16 protein-coding genes are annotated in these 17,846 nt (G+C 56.7%); 3 read left to right on the top strand and 13 right to left on the bottom strand.

Translation table 11 applies throughout. From position 1 onward, the window contains the following. Positions 1–585: 585 nt before the first annotated feature. Positions 586–1,152, bottom strand: a complete 567-nt coding sequence (locus H9I52_RS10350; protein WP_187453777.1) for a C40 family peptidase — start codon at positions 1,150–1,152, stop codon at positions 586–588. A gap of 201 nt (positions 1,153–1,353) precedes the next feature. Between H9I52_RS10350 and H9I52_RS10345 the strand changes: the two genes are divergently transcribed. Next, complete coding sequence (locus H9I52_RS10345) at positions 1,354–3,195, top strand: M61 family metallopeptidase (RefSeq protein ID WP_262386001.1); 1,842 nt, start codon at positions 1,354–1,356, stop codon at positions 3,193–3,195. 85 nt (positions 3,196–3,280) lie between these two features. On the opposite strand, the gene H9I52_RS10340 is transcribed toward H9I52_RS10345, so the two are convergent. The 5 genes from H9I52_RS10340 to H9I52_RS10320 form a co-directional block, all read right to left on the bottom strand. Next, positions 3,281–5,215 (bottom strand): KUP/HAK/KT family potassium transporter, encoded by a 1,935-nt coding sequence (locus H9I52_RS10340; protein ID WP_139517341.1) that lies wholly within the window; start codon positions 5,213–5,215, stop codon positions 3,281–3,283. Between the two features lie 122 nt (positions 5,216–5,337). Then, positions 5,338–5,937 (bottom strand): hypothetical protein, encoded by a 600-nt coding sequence (locus tag H9I52_RS10335; protein ID WP_187453776.1) that lies wholly within the window; start codon positions 5,935–5,937, stop codon positions 5,338–5,340. A 16-nt stretch (positions 5,938–5,953) separates the two neighbouring features. Further along, positions 5,954–6,586, bottom strand: a complete 633-nt coding sequence (locus H9I52_RS10330) for an FKBP-type peptidyl-prolyl cis-trans isomerase (protein WP_187453775.1) — start codon at positions 6,584–6,586, stop codon at positions 5,954–5,956. 223 nt (positions 6,587–6,809) lie between these two features. Beyond that, positions 6,810–6,947, bottom strand: coding sequence for a hypothetical protein (locus H9I52_RS10325; protein WP_165699464.1), 138 nt, complete (start codon positions 6,945–6,947; stop codon positions 6,810–6,812). A gap of 226 nt (positions 6,948–7,173) precedes the next feature. Continuing rightward, entirely contained in the window at positions 7,174–8,004 is an 831-nt protein-coding gene (locus H9I52_RS10320; RefSeq protein WP_187453774.1) for a class I SAM-dependent methyltransferase, read from the bottom strand. A 353-nt stretch (positions 8,005–8,357) separates the two neighbouring features. On the opposite strand from H9I52_RS10320, the gene H9I52_RS10315 reads away from it, so the two are divergent. Beyond that, the gene (locus tag H9I52_RS10315; protein ID WP_187453773.1) at positions 8,358–8,903 is read left to right on the top strand and encodes an SgcJ/EcaC family oxidoreductase; all 546 of its coding nucleotides are present in this window, start codon (positions 8,358–8,360) and stop codon (positions 8,901–8,903) included. Between the two features lie 141 nt (positions 8,904–9,044). Here H9I52_RS10315 and H9I52_RS10310 read toward each other — a convergent pair whose 3' ends face one another. Together H9I52_RS10310 and H9I52_RS10305 are read right to left on the bottom strand one after the other, a co-directional pair. Further along, positions 9,045–9,866 carry a polysaccharide deacetylase family protein gene (locus tag H9I52_RS10310; RefSeq protein WP_187453772.1) on the bottom strand — a complete coding sequence of 274 codons (822 nt, stop codon included), beginning with the start codon at positions 9,864–9,866 and terminating at the stop codon, positions 9,045–9,047. A 173-nt stretch (positions 9,867–10,039) separates the two neighbouring features. Next, positions 10,040–10,909 (bottom strand): aldo/keto reductase, encoded by an 870-nt coding sequence (locus H9I52_RS10305; RefSeq protein WP_187453771.1) that lies wholly within the window; start codon positions 10,907–10,909, stop codon positions 10,040–10,042. Between the two features lie 173 nt (positions 10,910–11,082). Here H9I52_RS10305 and H9I52_RS10300 point away from each other — a divergent pair, with 173 nt between their 5' ends. Next, a complete protein-coding gene (locus H9I52_RS10300) occupies positions 11,083–11,823 on the top strand; it encodes a hypothetical protein (RefSeq protein WP_187453770.1) in 741 nt (246 codons plus the stop codon). 66 nt (positions 11,824–11,889) lie between these two features. On the opposite strand, the gene H9I52_RS10295 is transcribed toward H9I52_RS10300, so the two are convergent. The 5 genes from H9I52_RS10295 to H9I52_RS10275 all read right to left on the bottom strand — a co-directional run bounded on the left by H9I52_RS10295 (position 11,890) and on the right by H9I52_RS10275 (position 17,752). Continuing rightward, on the bottom strand, positions 11,890–12,948 hold the full coding sequence (locus tag H9I52_RS10295; RefSeq protein WP_187453769.1) for an OmpA family protein: 1,059 nt from the start codon (positions 12,946–12,948) through the stop codon (positions 11,890–11,892). A 236-nt stretch (positions 12,949–13,184) separates the two neighbouring features. Continuing rightward, on the bottom strand, positions 13,185–14,969 hold the full coding sequence (locus H9I52_RS10290) for a peptidoglycan D,D-transpeptidase FtsI family protein (protein ID WP_187453768.1): 1,785 nt from the start codon (positions 14,967–14,969) through the stop codon (positions 13,185–13,187). Positions 14,970–15,172: 203 nt separating this feature from the next. After that, positions 15,173–16,351, bottom strand: coding sequence for an MFS transporter (locus H9I52_RS10285; RefSeq protein ID WP_187453767.1), 1,179 nt, complete (start codon positions 16,349–16,351; stop codon positions 15,173–15,175). A gap of 134 nt (positions 16,352–16,485) precedes the next feature. After that, on the bottom strand, positions 16,486–17,262 hold the full coding sequence (locus H9I52_RS10280; protein ID WP_187453766.1) for a DUF1349 domain-containing protein: 777 nt from the start codon (positions 17,260–17,262) through the stop codon (positions 16,486–16,488). A 145-nt stretch (positions 17,263–17,407) separates the two neighbouring features. Further along, positions 17,408–17,752: a hypothetical protein gene (locus H9I52_RS10275; protein WP_187453765.1), complete on the bottom strand. Its 345-nt coding sequence runs from the start codon at positions 17,750–17,752 to the stop codon at positions 17,408–17,410. Between the last annotated feature and the right edge of the window lie 94 nt (positions 17,753–17,846).

Raw genomic sequence — 17,846 nt, 5'->3', positions numbered from 1 at the left:
ACAGATTTAGCAATATTTGCTAGTTTGCTTGGAGAAAATGTACCTGATAATCAGCCATATGGGCCAAATAGGGCCCCTTCGCTATAAAAAATGGCCTTTTAATTTTGAACCTTCCCGCGCTCTTTTAACTTTACCCACCAGTAGTGAGTGCTACGCCCCCGACCCACGCCGCCCTAAGGTACTGGGAAGCCCGGCCGGGGTTATGTGAAACGTAAAGAAAGGAGGTACAAAATGTCTAGTAGTCCCAACCAAATCCTGCCAAGCCTGTCGAATGTAGTCCGCTTCACCGCCGGACGCGCTTAACAACAGCTTAGCGCGGATTTAGCCTTTCTTTACGGCTCTTTCCCGCATTACGGCATGGTCTTACCTATATAAGGAGATGACGGGGCTGTACCCCAGACTCGTCGCTTGGTAAGATTTGAAGGATTAGATACCCGGTTTGCCCAGCAACTCTTCTGTAGAGTGTGCATAGGCAAACCGGGTATCGCTTTTTCAGGGGTACCCATCCTCTATAACAGCAAGAGCCGCCCTTTCGGAACGGCTCTTTTATGTGCTTGATAATCAATATCTTATATTAAATCGAATTTATAGCACCCGGCGCACCCCCATAAAGCGGCGCTCGTAATCGGTGTTCTCAACGGTGCTGATCTTGACGCCCGACTCCTTGCGGGCCGACGACGAATGCACAAACCGCAGCGGCTGACCCGGCTCCGAAATCACAATGCCTGCGTGCCCGGCCGTGGTAGAAGTGGTGGCTGTGCCTGTAAATACCACAATGTCGCCTTTGCGGGCTTCTTCGCGCGGCACTGGCCGGCCCGTATTGATCAGCAGCGCCGTAGAATGAGGCACCGGCACGCCGAAATGGGCAAACACGTAATTGACAAAGCCTGAGCAATCGAAGCCCGTTTCGGGGGTGCTGCCCGCGTAGCAATAATTGGTGCCAATGTGCTGAAGCGCATACTGCACTACGCTATCGGCGCGGACCGCCGGGCGGTTGTCAACCCAAACGGCGGTACGGGCCGGCGCTTCGACGGGTATACGCTGCACCAACGGCGCCGATTTCGTCGAGCCAGCCGGATACAACCGCTGCCGGCCTAATAGTGCCAGCAACACGACCGCAAAACTCAGAAAAGCAATCCAGACGTAGCGCATAGGTGAAAATGGTGGTAGATAAACGATTGCTTCGGCCTTGCTAACGGCAGAGCTTGGCCGTGGGTTCCGCCGGGTATGCTGCGCAAGGCAGCCCTTTGCGTTGAAAACGCTGGCAAGGGGCCCATTTTCAGCCGTACCTTGCAACCTCTGCCGGCTTTTGCCGTCGGAATGAATTTACTTCTTTCACTCTTATCACTTTTCATGCCCCACTCTCGTTTCCGCCTCTTGCTGGCGGCCGTGCTGGTGTTGGCGCTGGGCCAGTTTGGGCCAGCCGTCGCGGCTTCTTCGCTGCGCTACACCCTCTCGATGCCGGCCCCACAAACCCACTATTTTGAAGTCGAAATGGCCCTCAGTGGCTTCGGCAAACAATTCACCGACGTAAAAATGCCCGTGTGGGCACCCGGCTCGTACTTGGTGCGGGAATTTGCCAAAAACGTCGAAGGCTTTCAGGCAACGGCTGCCGGTAAAGCGCTCCGCACCGAAAAAATCAACAAGAATACCTGGCGCGTGTACCACGCTGGTACGAAAGACTTTGCGGTAAAATACAGCGTCTATGCCTTCGAGCTAAGCGTGCGTACCAGCTTCATTGATGCTTCGCACGGCTACCTCAACGGTACTAGCGTATTTATGTATCCGGCTGATAGCAAGCAACTTGCAAGTACACTCACGGTAAAGCCCGCCGCGGGCTGGGGGCAGGTTTCGACCAGCCTGAAGCCGGTTTCCGGCGCCGCGCCGTTTACCTTTCAGTCGAGCAATTACGACGAGCTGGCCGATTCGCCTATCGAAATCGGCAATCAGAAAATCCTGTCGTTTGTAGCCAATGGCACCCCGCACACGGTGGCCATGTACGGCGACGCTCGCTACGACGAACAGCGCCTGCTAGGCGACATGAAGCGCGTGTGCGAATCGGCGCAGAGCGTTGTGGGACAGAACCCCTTGGATCGCTACCTATTCATTGTGCACAACATCGACCGTGGCACCGGGGGCTTAGAGCATCTTTTCTCCACCACATTGTCTGTTTCGCGCAACTCGTATGCTACTGAAGCGGGCTATAAAGGATTTTTGGGCTTGGTGGCGCACGAGTATTTCCACCTCTGGAACGTGAAGCGCATTCGGCCAATTGCCTTAGGGCCATTCGATTACGATACCGAGAACTACACGCACATGCTTTGGCTCAGCGAAGGCGGCACCAGCTACTTTGGCGACCAAATTGTGCAACGAGCCGGCTTTACCACGCCCGAAAACTACTTGGCTAGCCTCAGCAACACCATTACCCGCGTCGAAAATACGCCCGGCAACAAGGTGCAGTCGGCCGCCGAATCGAGCTTTGATTCGTGGATCAAGCAGTATCGGCCCAACGAAAACTCCAACAACATCGGCATCAGCTACTACGACAAGGGACAACTCCTTGTAGGGCAGCTTGATCTGATGGTGCTGAACGCAACCAACGGCGAAAAACGCTTCGACGACGTGCTGCGCTACCTCTACGCCGAGTATTACCAGAAGCGCAAGCGCGGCTTCACCGACGAGGAGTTTCAGGATGCCGTAGCCAAAGTGGCCGGCCGCCGTTTCGACGATTTCTTCCGCACCCGCGTCTACGGCACCCAAACGCTGGACTACAACACGGTACTGGGCTACGCTGGCCTGAAGGTGACCCAGACGCCTGCTTCGGCCGATGGCATGCTGGGGGCTACTGTCACGGCTACGGGCGCCAACGTTAGCGCATTGGGTGCCGCCACGGGTGGTAAATACATCGTAACCAGCGTAGTACGCGACGGCAGTGCCTGGCAGGGCGGCCTCAGCGTAAACGACGAGATCCTTGCCATCGACGGCAACCGCCTCGCCGACGATCCCGGCAAAGCGCTCGCAGGGCGTCCGGCGGGCACTAAAGTCACGGTGCTGGTGACCCGCGAGGGGCAGATCAAAGAGCTCACGTTCCCGCTGCTGGCCAGCACCAATCAGCGTTACCGGATCGAGCAGCTTCCGAACCCTACGGAGGCGCAACTGCGTGTCCTGGGCAAATGGTTGAAGAACAATAAGTAACGGCAACTAGCCACAGGCAACCAACAAAAAGGCCTCCCAAATCACGTTTGGGAGGCCTTTTTACAACTATTTGCTAATCAAATAATTACATAACGCGCTTGAGTGCTACATCGCGTACAGGCGTAATGACCAACGGTACCTTCTCCACTTTCACTGAGCTGGTATCGAGGCCGAAGTACTTGTCTTCGGAGGCGATGAACTGCTTGATGTAGAAATAGGCCTGCATCACGAGCTTTTCCATGAGCGGGAATTCGTTTTCGACTGACAGGAATTTCTCCAGTACCACGAAGCGGAAGTCGCCCGTAACGTGCTGTTTGCTAAGTGATTCGTAGCGCGAGGTGATGTCCACTTCCTTGTTGCGCACCAGGTCTTCGACCACTTTGCGGAAGTAGAGGTTGATGCGCTGCTCGACCCGGAAACCCAACCGGAAGGTGATGCGGAAGGCGTCGTCGGGGGCCAGCTCCACCACCTTGTACTCCATGGTATACGGCTCGTCGGTGGTGTCGACGTGCACAAACCAATAGATGTCGGCGCGCTTCGGACGCTTTTGGAAGATGGAGTAAATGATCTTGGACTCGATTTCCGAAGGCCGCTCCGCCGACGTCATGAACACCAAGTGCGTTGAATATTTTGGCACCGAGTCGTCGTCGCTGAGCTCTTTCAGCGCATCCATATACGGCTCAATCTTAACGAATTCCGTCAGGCGGCGCTTGATGTAGAAAGCCCGCAGCCACGTGTACATCACGCTCATCAGGGCCAAGCCAATAGCCAGCGAAACCCAGCCGCCATGCGGAAACTTGATGAGGTTGGCGATTAAGAAGGCCCCTTCGATAACGCCGTACACGAGGGCGAATAACACCACAACTGCCATGGGTACCCGCTTGGAGCGCAACCACATCGTGAGCAGCAGGGTGGTCATGAGCATGGTGAGCGTAATAGCCAGACCGTAAGCGGCTTCCATGTGTTCGGAGCGCTTGAAGTAGAGCACCACCCCGATGCAGCCCAGCAGCAGCAGCCGGTTCATGCTGGGTACATACAGCTGGCCCTTCACGTCGGTGGGGTAGTTGAGCTTCACTTTGGGCCACATGTTCAGCCGGATGGCTTCGGCCACCAGCGTAAACGAGCCCGTAATCAGGGCCTGCGACGCGATAATGGCCGCAATGGTGGCAATGCCAATGCCGATGAGCAAAAACCACGGCGGCATGAGTTCATAAAACGGATTGCGTCCGCTGAGCTGCTCGCCTTGGTGAGCCAATAGCCACGCGCCCTGTCCGAAGTAGTTGAGCAGCAAGCAGGTTTTCACAAACATCCAGCTGATGCGGATGTTGCCCTTGCCGCAGTGCCCCAGGTCCGAATACAAGGCCTCGGCTCCGGTCGTGCACAAGAAAACCGCACCCAGCAGCCAGAACCCACCCGGATACATCACTAGCAACTCGTAGGCATAGTAGGGGTTGGCGGCTTTCAGGATCTCCGGGTGTTTTGCAATCCAAGAGCCTCCCAGTACGGCCAACATGGTAAACCACACAAACATAATCGGCCCGAATGCTTTGCCAACTATCTGAGTACCAAAGCTTTGTAGCAAGAACAATCCCATTATAATGGCGATAACGATGGGCACCGTCGGGATGTGCGGGTACACCGTTTCCAGACCTTCAATGGCCGAGGACACCGAGATGGGAGGAGTGATGACACCATCGGCGAGCAGGGCCGCGCCGCCGACAATGGCCGGAATCGTGAGCCAGAATGCCCGGCGCCGTACCAAGGCAAACAACGAGAAAATGCCACCCTCCCCGTTGTTGTCGGCGTTCAGGGTGAGCAATACGTACTTAACGGTGGTTTGCAGCGTCAGGGTCCAGAGCACGCAGGAGATGCCACCGTACACGAGGCGCGGATCAATTTCCTTAGGCACAATGGCTTTCATCACATACAGCGGCGAAGTGCCGATGTCGCCGTAAATAATGCCCAGGGCAATGAGCAAGCCGGCAGTCGAGATGGCGGTGTGCCGATGTTTGGCGTCCATAGTAAGAAATAGAAGGAGAAATCTTCCCGGCGAAAAAGCGCCTAAAGGTAGGGTACGCAGAGCAAATCGGGGACTCCGTTTCCCAAGTGGTTTGGTAGAAAGAAAAGAGGTAAGTAAAGCTCCTAAGCAGATGGCTCGGCGCCTGGCGGCAGCTCCTCGTACGTGGGCGGAGGAAGCAAGGCCGCAGCCGCCGCAGCCGCGGCCTCGTCGTGCCGACGACGGATGCGGCGATTGGTTTCGCGGGCCAGTTGCTGCCAGCGTTCGGGCTCGCCGGGAAGCGCAAAGTGTACGGCCTCGCGCCCTAGCCTGTGCAGGCGCAAACGGTTGGTGCCGCGCTGCCCATACACGAACAATAAAGCGCTGGCCGCCAGACCTAGCATGGCTGGCATCGTGCGAAGCCAGTTTTGCAAAAAGGCTAGCGCAAAACCCGCCAGCGCAAACCCGCCCAGCAAATACCACAGCAGCCACCGCACCGGGGTTAACTCTACCGCTTCAAGCTCTAGCAACAGAAAGCGCTGGCCATTTACGGTCAGCGTATCGGCTGTGAGTTCCAGCCGCCCATCGGAGCTGCGCAGCGGAGGGAGCGAAGGCTCAAGAGGTTCGGGGGCGTTTAGCGGAACGCTTTCTTCGGAAGGCATGGGGGCAGGTGGGGCCACCGACCCGGTCGTGGACGTACGCACCCAAGTCGGGAACGTGCCGGTAGCGGTTGGGTCGGTGGTCATCCTTTGGTTGGAAGCGCTAGTTGTTGACGCGCAATAACTCTACATCAAAAATCAAGGCAGAGTTCGGGCCGATGTCGCGGCCCGCACCGCGCGTGCCGTACGCCAGCTCCGACGGAATGTAAAGGCGCCACTTCGAGCCTTCGGGCATCAGCTGAAGCGCTTCCGTCCATCCCGCGATTACGCCGTTGACTGGGAACGTAGCGGGTTCGCCGCGCTGGTAGCTGCTGTCGAACACGGTGCCGTCGATGAGGGTGCCGTGGTAGTGCGTCGTGACGGAGCTGCTGCGTGTGGGCTTTTTGCCGGTGCCTTCCGTCAGGATTTCGTATTGCAAGCCGCTGGGTAGGGTGGTCACGCCGGGCTTGTTTTGGTTTTCGGCCAGGAAAGCTTCACCGGCCTCCTTGGCATCGCCACCGCCCTGAGGCTGGCCACCACCATTTTGGGCCTCCTGCGCCTCCATCTGGGCTTGCAGTTGGGCCATGGCGTCGCGCATTTGCTCTTGGGTCAGGCGGCTGGGCTGGCCGGCAATGCCTTCTTTCAGGCTGTCAGCCAGCACGTCGATGTTTAGGTCGAGGCCCTGCTGGGCGAAGTTGCGAGCTAAATCGCGGCCAATGATGTAGCTGATTTGCTCCTTGAGGGTGTTTAGGTTCATGGGAAAAAGGAAGAGTGAGAAATACACGGGCGCGGCCCCTTCCGAGCCGTCCGTACTGTGAAGTACCGAAAACCGCTCGGAATGGATGTGGTTTTTTTCGGCCGCGCAAGGTAAGGCCCTGATTATGACGTTCAGATGGTTTTTGGGCAAAATAAAAAGGCTCCGCTGCAAAGCGGAGCCCTCCGAATAATCGCGCGGCGACCAAGCCGCTCAGCCAGAAAAACTAGCAGTAGTGAAACTCTTCTTCGTCCCGCAGGTCAAAAAACAGGTTCAGGTCCAGCACCTGAGCGGCTAGGTACCCCAGCGAGCCAAGGCCCCCCAGTACCAATAGCGACGAAACAGCGGCAGTGCTCTTTTTCATGGCAAAAATGTATGTAGTAGTGAATCAGGTTCTTGAGTGCAAAGGTACTACGCAACTGTTGTAAAATTGTTATGCAAGCATCATTTATTTGTGACCAAGTAGCTTGCACAAAGCCACGTTAACTTCTGTTTTGAAGTACAACTAAACAACCTCCGCAACGACTCAACCGCCCCGGCGGTAGCTTCGCTGCCGCGTCCCCTCCTCGGCTGAGGAGAGGAGTTTTTGTTTAGGCGCCGTTTTCCTTAGGGGCTTTGCCGGCGGTGAAATTGAGGCCGAAAAACAGGTTTTCTTTCAGGAAAGAATTGCGGCGCCACAGCTTGTTTTCGCGCTCAACCAGTTGCTGGGCGTTGTCATCCTTGAACATAAACGGCGGAAACAGCCGGATATACTGCACGTCGGCGGGGTAAATGTGCAGGCCTTGGCGGGCCAGCTCACGGCGCCAAGTGGCGAGATTGCGAATGTTTTCGTTGCCCAGCAGGATTTTTTTATCGAGCTGCGGGTCGTGGATTTCGATGATGCGCTTGTTGCCCCGGCGCAGGTATAATTTGGTGTTTTGCACCACATTGCCGCCGTTTTCCTCTACGATGATAAGCGTGCCAGCCGGTCGCAGCGCTTCCCGGAAAATGCGCAGCGCATCCTGGAGCGGTTCGAGGTGGTGGAGGGTGTCCTGAATGATGATATGGTCGTAGGAAGCCGGGGCTGGAGGCGAGTCGAAGAGGTTTTCGTAGCTGTAGGTAAAGCCCGATACGTCGCCAAACTGCGACCAGTAGCGCAGCCGCTCCGGGATGTGCTCAAAGTAAAATTCCAACGTCGTGCCGTGGACTTTGTAGCCGTTCAGAGCCAGAAAAATAGCCGTGGTGCCGTAGCCACAGCCGCAGTCCCAGATGGCGGCCTCGGTGTTGGGCAGCCGATCCAGGATGTAGTGCAGGCGCTGCGTAACATACACTTTCCGAAACTCAAAGCTGGCCGGATTGGCCAAAAACTTATAGTAGCTGGTGAGCTTGGGGTTGCTTCGTAATTCGTCCAGAAATAACGCAAAGAATTGATCAACAGTCATATCGGGAGCGGAGGAAGCCGGTTGGGTAAGACAAAACGCAGCATGCTGCTCGGCAAATGTACGGGCTTGAAAGAGTTTGGTAAAAGCCAGGCCCAGCGCCTCCCCGCCGACTCAACAAGCCTCCTGCATCGAATAACCTACCCGCGAGTGTGCCGATGGCTTGGTATCTGGCTCAATATTAGTAACTTATAATATATAAGAAAGTGGTAGTAGGCGACGCAACAGAAACGCTTCGCAGGGTGCCTGACTAGGCCGGAAAGTGGATGAGGTTGCGCGGGAGCCGAGATGCGCCGGCTGGCTTTGGTGCCCGAAGCAGGGTGCTGATGTGAATGTTTATTTTTACCTACACTCCTATGAAAACACTTCTGTTAGTCATTTTGTGCTTGATTTCCAGTCGTTTGACTTTGGCCCAAATGGCGCCGGCTCACCTCACGCCTACGGACGAAAAGGGCATCCGTGAGTCGGTTAATCACTGGGAGGCCAACCTGAACAACCACCGCTTTCAGGAAATGACCGCTTACACGACCAAAGACATAAGCTTCGTTACACCCATCGGCATGCTATGGCGCGGCCAGCAGCAGCTGGTGCAGGAGCATTTGAAGCTTTTTACCAAGATGTATAAAGGCGTGCCTTTCAAATCTTCGGAAATGACCATTCGGGCTATTGCCCCAGACGTGGCAGTAATGAACCAGATTATGGCGATCGGCGTCGCCTACCCACCCGACGGGGTCAACAGGGGGACGAACAAGATAGGCCCGACTCGTGATAGAGTAACCATGACTTTGGTGAAGCAAAACGGACACTGGCTGGTCGCGGCGGGTCAGGTTACAGCTATTGATGAAGAGGCCATCAAAGGCTCTGCTCCTAAAGTAGCCTCCGTCAAAACCAATCCGAAGTAAGCGCCGGGTCTGTTGTGCCGGTTTTGTAACCCACCAATCCCAACTGCTGCGGTAGCTGCATTAGCTACCGCAGCAGTTGGGATTGGTGGTTTTTATAAGTATTTGATTACGAAATACTTATAAACATGGCTTTTGTAAGGCTTACCCTTGTTTTTTGCCGGCACTCAGTTGGTACGCTTTGATTTTTTCGGCCACCTCGACCATCGGCGCCACCCAGATATCTTTTTCGTGGGCTTTGAGGTAGCGCAGCAACTGACGATGCGCCTTCAGATCGACATTCAGCGAGTGGCCGCCGCCTACGCCGTGAAATAGAAACACCAGAAGCGTGTGCGACTGCTGGGCCTTCTTTACCAGATCAATCAGATAATCAGCCGATTGTCCGTTGATCATGTAGCTGTCGATGTTGGTCAGGTCGACTTGCGCGGGCGTTTGCAGACCGCCGGTTACACCCCGCGCGGCCACGAAATCCTTTTGCAGTTGGTCGTAAAACTTGACGCCGCCAATGGTGAGATCGCCGCACGGGTAGGCAAAGGTGCGGGCCGTTTTGCCGTCGATGGCGCTGAGCAAGGTGTTGTTGGCGCGGGCCTCACTCACGGCCCTGCTGACGGTGTATTTGCTCAGGTCGTTGTCGGGGGTGACGAAACTGCGGCCGGGCAAGCTGCCATCACAAGGGTGCATCAGGGCGTGGTTGCCTAGTTCGTGTCCGCGTTTCGCCGCCTGTCGCCACTCGCCAAGCCGGCGCGCCACCACCGGCGAGGAGCCAATCAGGTAAAACGTGCCCCGCAGCTTGAGGGAGTCGAGGGCCGGCACCGCGTTGTCCAGGTCCACGTCGATGGCGTCGTCGTAGGTCAGCACAACGGCGCATTGTTTGTTATTCCAGGTACTGGTGGTTTGGGCGAAGCTGGTGGCGGGGCCCGCAAGCAGGAGGGCCGCGGCCAAGGAAAGTCTGCGGGGGGTATTCATCGGGTAGGAGTTACGGAATGAGCGTAAAGATGGGGCCTTTGAAACGGTGTGGGCGCACGCTTCGCACAAGGTAGGAGCCCCGTTGCCGAAAACCGTGCGTTCCCATGCTCAAGGCGCTCGGCTGAGCGTATACCGGTCTGCACGCAATTTTCTGAAGGGAAAGCGCTTTGGGCTTATCCTAGGTACTCTAAGTCTTCCTGGCTCAGCTGGATATCGGCTGCTTTCAGGTTTTCGCGCAAATGGGCCACGGAAGAGGTACCGGGAATCGGCAAAATCCAGGGTGACTTGTGCAGCAGCCAAGCCAGGTTGAGCTGTGCTTCTGAGGCGTTATGCTTCTGGGCTATTTCCGCAATTTTGGCGCTAGCTTTTGGCAGTGAGTTCACTAAGGAGAAATAGGGAATAAGCGGAATGCCGTGTTGCTCGCAGAGGGCCAGCACTTCCTCGCCGCCGCGGTCTTCGCCGTGCGGAGTCTTCACGGTGGTGCGTTGCCCGTAGCCATACATGTTCTCCACCGTAGCAATTGCCCCCATTTTGAGGCCCGCTTCTAACTCCTCGCGGCTTACGTTGCTGAGGCCCACGTGCAGAATTTTTCCTTCCCGCTGCATCTCAAACATGGCCCCCAGCGACTCGTCAAACGGCACTTCGCTGTGGGGCATGATGCGGAAGTGTACCAGCTGAATTTGCTCCTGCTTCAGGGTGCGCAGGTTGTTGTCGATGCTGGTACGCAGGTTTTCAGGGGAGTTAAACACCACCCAGCTTTTATCGGGCTTGCGGGTAGCGCCTACTTTCGTACAGATAACCAAGTCGTTTGGGTAAGGGTGCAGGGCTTCGGCGATGAGTCGATTGGTGACGTCTTCGCCGTAGTAGTCGGCGGTATCCAGAAAATTCACGCCTTCGGCAATGGCTGTTTTCAGTACTTCAAGCGCTTCAGGTCGCTTGGCGGGCTCGCCCCAAATACCGGGACCCGTGAGGCGCATGGTGCCATATCCTAGGCGGTTGACGGTAAGGGGATGCGCAGAATTTTGGGCGATGGTAATGGTCATGGTAGTGGTTTGGGGCGAATGGACTTTAAGCTTTGGTAGTAGTAACTGCTCTGTGGGCGATAGGTTATGCTCCGGCGCAAGGCCCAATGGCCCTGCTGATCACATGTAGATGTGAAACACGCTGACTATCAGCCAGGCTACATTTGCCCCGACGCTGAACTGCCCTGCCTGCTATGAAAATCCTGTTCTTTTTATGCTGCCTGCTGCCCGTAGTGGCCGCGGCCCAATCCCGCGCTGAGTACGATGTGTGCTACTCGCCACACTTGGCAAGTGAGGGCTTGGAGGTGCAAGTCAGCGTGCGCACTCCAAAGCCCGATGATTCAACGGCATTCCGTTTCTCCAACGAAGTATGGGGCGAGCACGACCTGATGCGCTGCCTAAGCGGTTTTCGCGGCGAAAACGCTCAGTATCGCTTTCGCCTGATGCCCGATAGCAACCGCATTGTGGTGTACCACCCGCGCGCCAAGTCGGTGCGCTTTGCTTACCGCGTAAAGCAGGACGCACACGAGTATTCGGAAAACAGCTCCAATCGCCCGCGCGTCACGGATACCTGCTTTCACGTGCTCGGCGAAACGCTGTTTGTAGTGCCGGAAGCCGCGATTGGCCCGTCTGGTGATTCCGACTACGCTGCGACCATTCGGCGGGTGGGCTTTCCCAAAGACTACGTGCTGCACAACGCGTTTGCCTCCGGCGCGACCTCCCAAACCTTTCGTGGCAAGCTCTGGATGCAGTTTTACTGCTCGCTGTACGTGGGCGGCGCCGACCTGCCCCTAACCCAACAGGACTTGATCGAAGGCTTCGAGTTAGATACATCGCAACCGGCGCCGGTACTCAAAGCCACTATCCCAAGTACTGCCTTGTGTGAGCGGTATTTGAACCCTAAAGCTGGAGTGAAACCTGTGGCTGTGCACTGATTAGGCAGATTAAGCGAAACCCTACTTGTGCATAAATACTTGATAATCAAATATTTGTATATTTATCTATTTTGCCTCCGATACTTCCACGCGGCGGTTACGGGCATCGGGTGCGGGGTAAAGTGGGTAGGTGTCGCCATAGCCCACGGTGCTGATACGGTCGGGCGCAATGCCCGCCTTTACAAGGTATTCCTTTACCGCCGCGGCGCGCTGCTCCGACAACGTCAGGTTTTTCTGAGGCTCGCCAATACGGTCAGTGTGGCCCGCAACCTGCAACCGCAGCGCAGGCCGCTCGCGGAGTTCTGCTGCTAGCTGATCCAGAGCCGGAATGGCCTCCGGCAACAGCTCCGGCGTACCCAGCTTGAACAGCACCGTCGGCAGCGCCACAGGCTTAGCCGATACTATGGGTGCCGGCACCGAGCGGGCGGTATCGGCTGGTGGGGGCGCGGGGGCTTGTTTGGGTTCGGCCTTGGCTACAGCTCCTTTTACTTGAATGGTGATGGGCACCACGGCGCCTTCGCGGGTAGGATAGTAGCCTTGCGTCAGGTAGAAGGTAGTGGCTTTGCTGAGCTTGGTGCGGTACTCGTTGCCGCTGTTTACCGGTTGTTTCAGGTCCGCGTCGGCGTACCAGCGCACGTTGCGGCCCGATACACGAAGGGTGGTTTCGGTGCCTGCCAGCACAGTAGGCGCCGATTTTAGTTTGATGCGGTAAAGCGTGTAAGTGCCTTTGTCGCAATTGCCGACGGGGTCGTAGTCAGCGCGGCCGGTCAGCTTTTCCAGTTTGGGGTCGTAGGTGAACACGATGATGCCTTCGCACCAGTAGGTGAAGGGGGTGGCCCCGGTTTCGTTTAGCTTACGCACGTGTTCGAGGCGCATGCCGCCGGGAGTTTGGGTGGCCCGAACCTGAAACGTTACCGTAGCGTCCGGCCGCTCCGTTGCCTCCTGATACATCACGCCAAACAAGCCCGTGCCCTTGCCGTTCTGCACCCGCAGCACCGACGGCCAGGTGGCTCCCGGCTCATCAGGGTCTGTTTCTACACCTTGCCAAATGCCTGCCAGGCCTTGGGCTTTCACGGATCCCGCCAGCAGCAGGGCCGCCACGCCGAGCCAAATGCTACGTTTCATGAAGCTATGCAAAGCTGATTTCAACGAAAAAGCGAATGTGCCACTCAGAATGTAAGTACAACGAACAATTTCTGCTGGTATTGGCTAGATAATTTTTCTAGAAACGTATGGCGGCGAGGAGCGCGTAAATGCGTCGAGAAATATCCATTTCTTCCAAACTGGATCTGCTTTACTTAACTGATCGCGCTGGGCTCAGTTCTGACACCCGCTTCCTGCTGATCTCTGGCTAGCCTCGCTTAATACCCGTTCTGCGCCCTGCGCCGAATGCGCGCTTCCCACCGCTTACGGCGCGGGGCAATGCTGCCGCGCAAGTATTTCTCCATCACCAGTACGGCACAGGGGGCAGCGGCCGTAGCCCCGAAACCTGCATTTTCGACGTAAACTGCTACGACGATCTGGGGGTTGTCAGCCGGCGCGAAGCCGACAAACGCGGCGTGATCATCGCCTTCGTCGTTTTCCACGGTACCGGTCTTGCCCGCCACCGTGATGCCCACATCGGCCAGGCTGGAAGCATCGGCAGTGCCGCCGCGCTGCATCACGGCCACCATGCCGGGCACCAGCGCGGCAAAGTTGGCGCTGTCGATGAGGGTGTGGTGCCTTTCGGTGAAGCGCGGCAGCGGTCCGCCTGCTCCGATGCTGCGTACCAGGTGGGGCGTGTAGTACCAGCCGCGGTTGGCAACGATGGCCGCCATGTTGGCCATTTGCAGGCCCGTGAGGTTAATTTCACCCTGCCCGATGCTAAGTGAATAAATGGAGCGATACGTCCAGAAGGGCGTGCGGCGAGCCTTATCGTAATAAGCCGGGGTGGGTAAGAAGCCGGGCGCTTCACGCGGGATGTCCACACCCAGTACCGAATCCAGGCCAAACGACCGGGCGTAGCGGCGCCAGAGCGCTAGATTGGCATGGCGGGCGGCTGCCGAATCCAGGGCCAGGCTGTCGGGCGTGCGGTTGATGACGTTCCGCAGCACTTGGTAGAAGTAGGGGTTGCAGCTGTACTTCAGGCCCAGCGTCAGGCTTTGGGCCTGCGGATGGCGGTGCACGCAACTGATAAGCGATTGGTCGCAGCGAAAAGAGGTAGAGGTGCTGATGGCACCCATCTGCAACGCCACGGCGGCATTTACCAGCTTAAACACCGAGCCGGGCGGATTGGCCAACATGGCCGGCCGGTTGAGCAGCGGCATGTCTTCGCTTTCCAGCAGTTTAGCTCGCACGCCCGCTTGGTCGGGCGCGGTGAGGGTGGCCGCCTTGTATACGGGCGCCGACACGAAGCACAGAATTTCTCCGGTGCGCGGGTCCAGGGCCACCAGGTACCCTTTGCGGTTTCCCAGCAGTTTTTCTGCATAGGCCTGTAGCTTCACATCAATAGTCAAGTGCAGGTCCTGGCCTTGCTGAAAGGTGGTGTCGCGGGCCCAGGTGCCGTGCTCTTTGCCCTTTGCATCCACCAAAGGGTGCAGGTAGCCCCAGTGGCCGTTGAGCAGGCCGTTGTAGTAGGTTTCGACCCCGCCGCTGCGCAGCCTATAAAAGCGGCCGCGCCGGTAGCGCTTGGCTTGGCGGAAAAAGGCCTGCGCCTCCGCACCCGTGTAGCCCAGCACCGCCGCACCCGCGCTGGTGGTGTAGGCGCGCTGGTGACGCTCGGTCAACGTTAGGTTGGGCCAGTCGGTGCTGTCGCGGCGCACACGTTTGGCTTCGGCCGCCGTGAGGCTAAGCTGAACCGGGTAACCGGCTGGGGCTTCTTCGTAAGGCAAAGCGTCGGCAATGCGGCGGTGGACGGTCACCGAGTCCCAGCCCAGCAGCTGGCCCAAGGCCAGGGTATCGAGTGGGGGGCGGCGCGGCAGCTTCAGCAGGTATTGCAGGCGGGTGTCCACCAGCACCGAGTCGTACCGGTCGAGCACGCGGCCCCGGTACAACGAGTCGGATACCACGACGCGGCGCCGGGCGTAGACTTCACCCGTGGTTGGGTCTTTAGTGGGTGCGCCATTTTGCTGTTCGGGTGATGAGCAGGCAGCCAGCGCTACTAGCACGGCTAGTAGATTCTGTCTCCAATTCCAACTATTGAAAGCCCTACGCATGGAGTAAAGCTAGACATTTACCGTTCTCTTGTGCCTAGTATCCGATCAAATGTATAGTTGTCCGAAGCAGGATGGGATCCGGAAGGCCTGTTCCAGGCGCGAACAGATGAGAACTGCTTCTGCATTTTGCTTCTCTGGCTGCATCACCACGGCCGCTACGATGCCGTTGCTTCTGCTTTGCGGCTGCCTAGCTGGGCCAGCACCCCCAGTGCCGGCCCCAAAGCGAGCATGAAGAAGAGATCATGCGTATTTACGTAGCTGGAGAGCCACCGCGTAACTTCTATGCTAACAATGGTAATCGCAAAACCCAGGCAGTTCACGATGGTCAGGGCAGTGCCACGCGATGTTTCCGGCGCGCTTTGGGCCACCAAGGTGGAGAACAAGGGAGAATCGGCGACCACCATCAGCCCCCAAAAAAACAGAAAACACAGGAGCAGGGCCGCTGAGTTGCTGCGCAGCACCAGCGGCGAGAGCAGGCAGCACGCGCCCGACAAGGCCAGCGCCGTCGTGGCTACCTTGCGCGGGGGCACCACCCGCGAAAGCAGCCCGCTACTCACGCAGGCCAAGCCGCCGGCCCCGATCAGCAAAAACGACAACAGGGACACCGGCAGCTCGGCGTTGGGGTGCGCGCGGTTGTAGGTGGTCAGGATAAGGGGCAGGAATGCCCAGAAGGTGTAAAGCTCCCACATGTGGCCGAAGTAGCCGAAAGCCGCGACCCGGAAGCTCGGCTGCCGGAACCCCGCCGCAAAGGCCGTAAGCTGCAACCGTTGCCCCTTTTTGCGGTAAGGCCCATCCGGCACGAGCAGTAGCATGGCCACGCCGCCCAGCACCGCCAGCCCCGAGGTGGTGAGCGTTACGTAGTGCCACGGCAGCTGCGCCGTGACGCTCTTGAGCAAGTGCGGAAAAGCCGTGCCCACAACCAGCGCGCCCACCAGGAAGCCCAGCCATTTGCCCAGGCCTGCCTGCACGTAATCGGCGGCGATTTTCATCCCCACGGGGTAAATACCGGCCAGGAAAAAACCAGTCAGAAACCGGAAGGCGAGCAAGTTGCCCGCTTCCAGGCTGCCCAGGTTGATGCCCAGATTGCATAGGGCCGCCGCCAGGGCGCTGAGGAAGAATACCCGCGAAGGGGAAAAGCGATCGGCAATGGCGAGCAGGGCAAAAACCAGCGTGCCGGTGATAAATCCCAATTGCACAGCGCTGGTCAGGTGCGCTACAAACGTGGGCGGCTGCTGCAACGCCGCCGCCAGATCGACCGCAATGGCATTGCCCGCAAACCAGAGCGAGGTGCAAAAGAACTGGGCCAGCACAATGACCGGTAAAATTCTGGACATGGTGGGAGAGATGACCCGGTGCATGGCTTGTGCTTGGGTGAATGGCTGAGTATTATGAATAATGAGTTTTTAAAAGTTTGTAAATGTCAGACTATCAATAAGTTGTATTTGTTTAACTCCGGCAGATCAAGGGGCTATTTCCCCATCCGAAAATCAGTGACGCTGTTTTGCGTTAGGCTTATCTGCTCAAAATGGCTTACGGTGCCCGTATCAACGGGGCACTGCGCACTAACTCCCATCCAGATTTCGGCGGGGTAGTTGTTTTTGTAGAGCCGTACCAGTTGCCAGGTTTTATTATCCAGCGAATAGTAGCTGGCCACCGTGCGCGTGTCCGACGAGATTTTCATGTACGCCGACGGGCTTTTCACCACGTCGTGGTTGTTGTCGTCGGAAGTGCCCTGGGTGCGCACCGTCACAATCCGGTGGTTGCCACGCTCGTCCTGCTCGAAGCAGTGCTTTTGCCAAAACTTATCGTTTACGTAGATGTACAGCACGCCGGCATTGTAAAGCCCTTTAGGCGTAAAGCCCGGAATCACTTTGGCTACCAGCGTAAAGGGCTTGGTGTTGTCCACTTTCGCCAGCAGGATGGGCGCCGTGTTGTTCGACAGTTTGCCGTCGTTGGGATCACAGAAAAAGTCTTTCTTCGCGCCGACCCGAAATGCCATGCGCCCCTGTTGATCCACCTTCGTCAAGGTATCGGCACCATTGATGGCCTTAGTAAAATGGATGTTATCCAGCTTGATGTCGCAAGGCTTGCCACTCACCCGTGCAGAGTCGCCGGCGCTAGCCTGGGAGGCCGCCGGAGCGGACCTGTCGTTCGTTGCCGACTCACCCTGCGTTTTGTTTTCAGAGCAGCTCCCAAACAGGAGCGTTGCTAGTACCACCTGACAAAAAGGAAGCTTTTGTTTCATGTGCGCTAGTTGACAAAAAGGGTGAGTTGCTCTGCGAAGAAACATGTGAAATAAATCAATGGATTGATAGCCAAGTTATTGTATAATGGGTGCAGCCTTTTTGTCATGTCTAGGCACGAGTTACACTGCGGCAATTTGTGGGTCCTTATGCAAGTGATTCTTCAATAAACTGTAAAGCTTCAGCGTAGGGATCTAATGCCCAAGTGCCAATTTCGTGGTGTAAACCTTTTAAATTCCAAAGGCAAATCACTTCGCAATCCGGGTCCAACTGAACGGCAAAAGATAGTTCTCCTTTTTCGTAAACGGCATACAAATCCTCCGTTTGAGAAGTGGTGGAACGGAAGAAGCGGAAAGCAGAAATTACTCCTGGAATAGTTTGTTCAAGGTGCTTAAATATGTCTTTGCCAAAACCTGAATACTGCTGCATAGCCTGACCATAATCTGTTTCGACGAACTTCCAACCATTAGGGCCTGGCAATAGGGAATGCATTTCTTTAGGATTAAGTATTAAACAATAAGTATTAAACAAATAAAAGGGTGCTGCCTCAATAAGGTAGCACCCTTTTACATTAGCATAAACGAGC

This window comes from Hymenobacter sp. BT491 (assembly GCF_014349165.1).
In the GTDB taxonomy this organism is placed as follows: Bacteria; Bacteroidota; Bacteroidia; order Cytophagales; family Hymenobacteraceae; genus Hymenobacter; species Hymenobacter jejuensis.
Note: the sequence above shows the minus strand (reverse complement) of the source record. Positions and strands in the feature narration are given on the sequence as shown.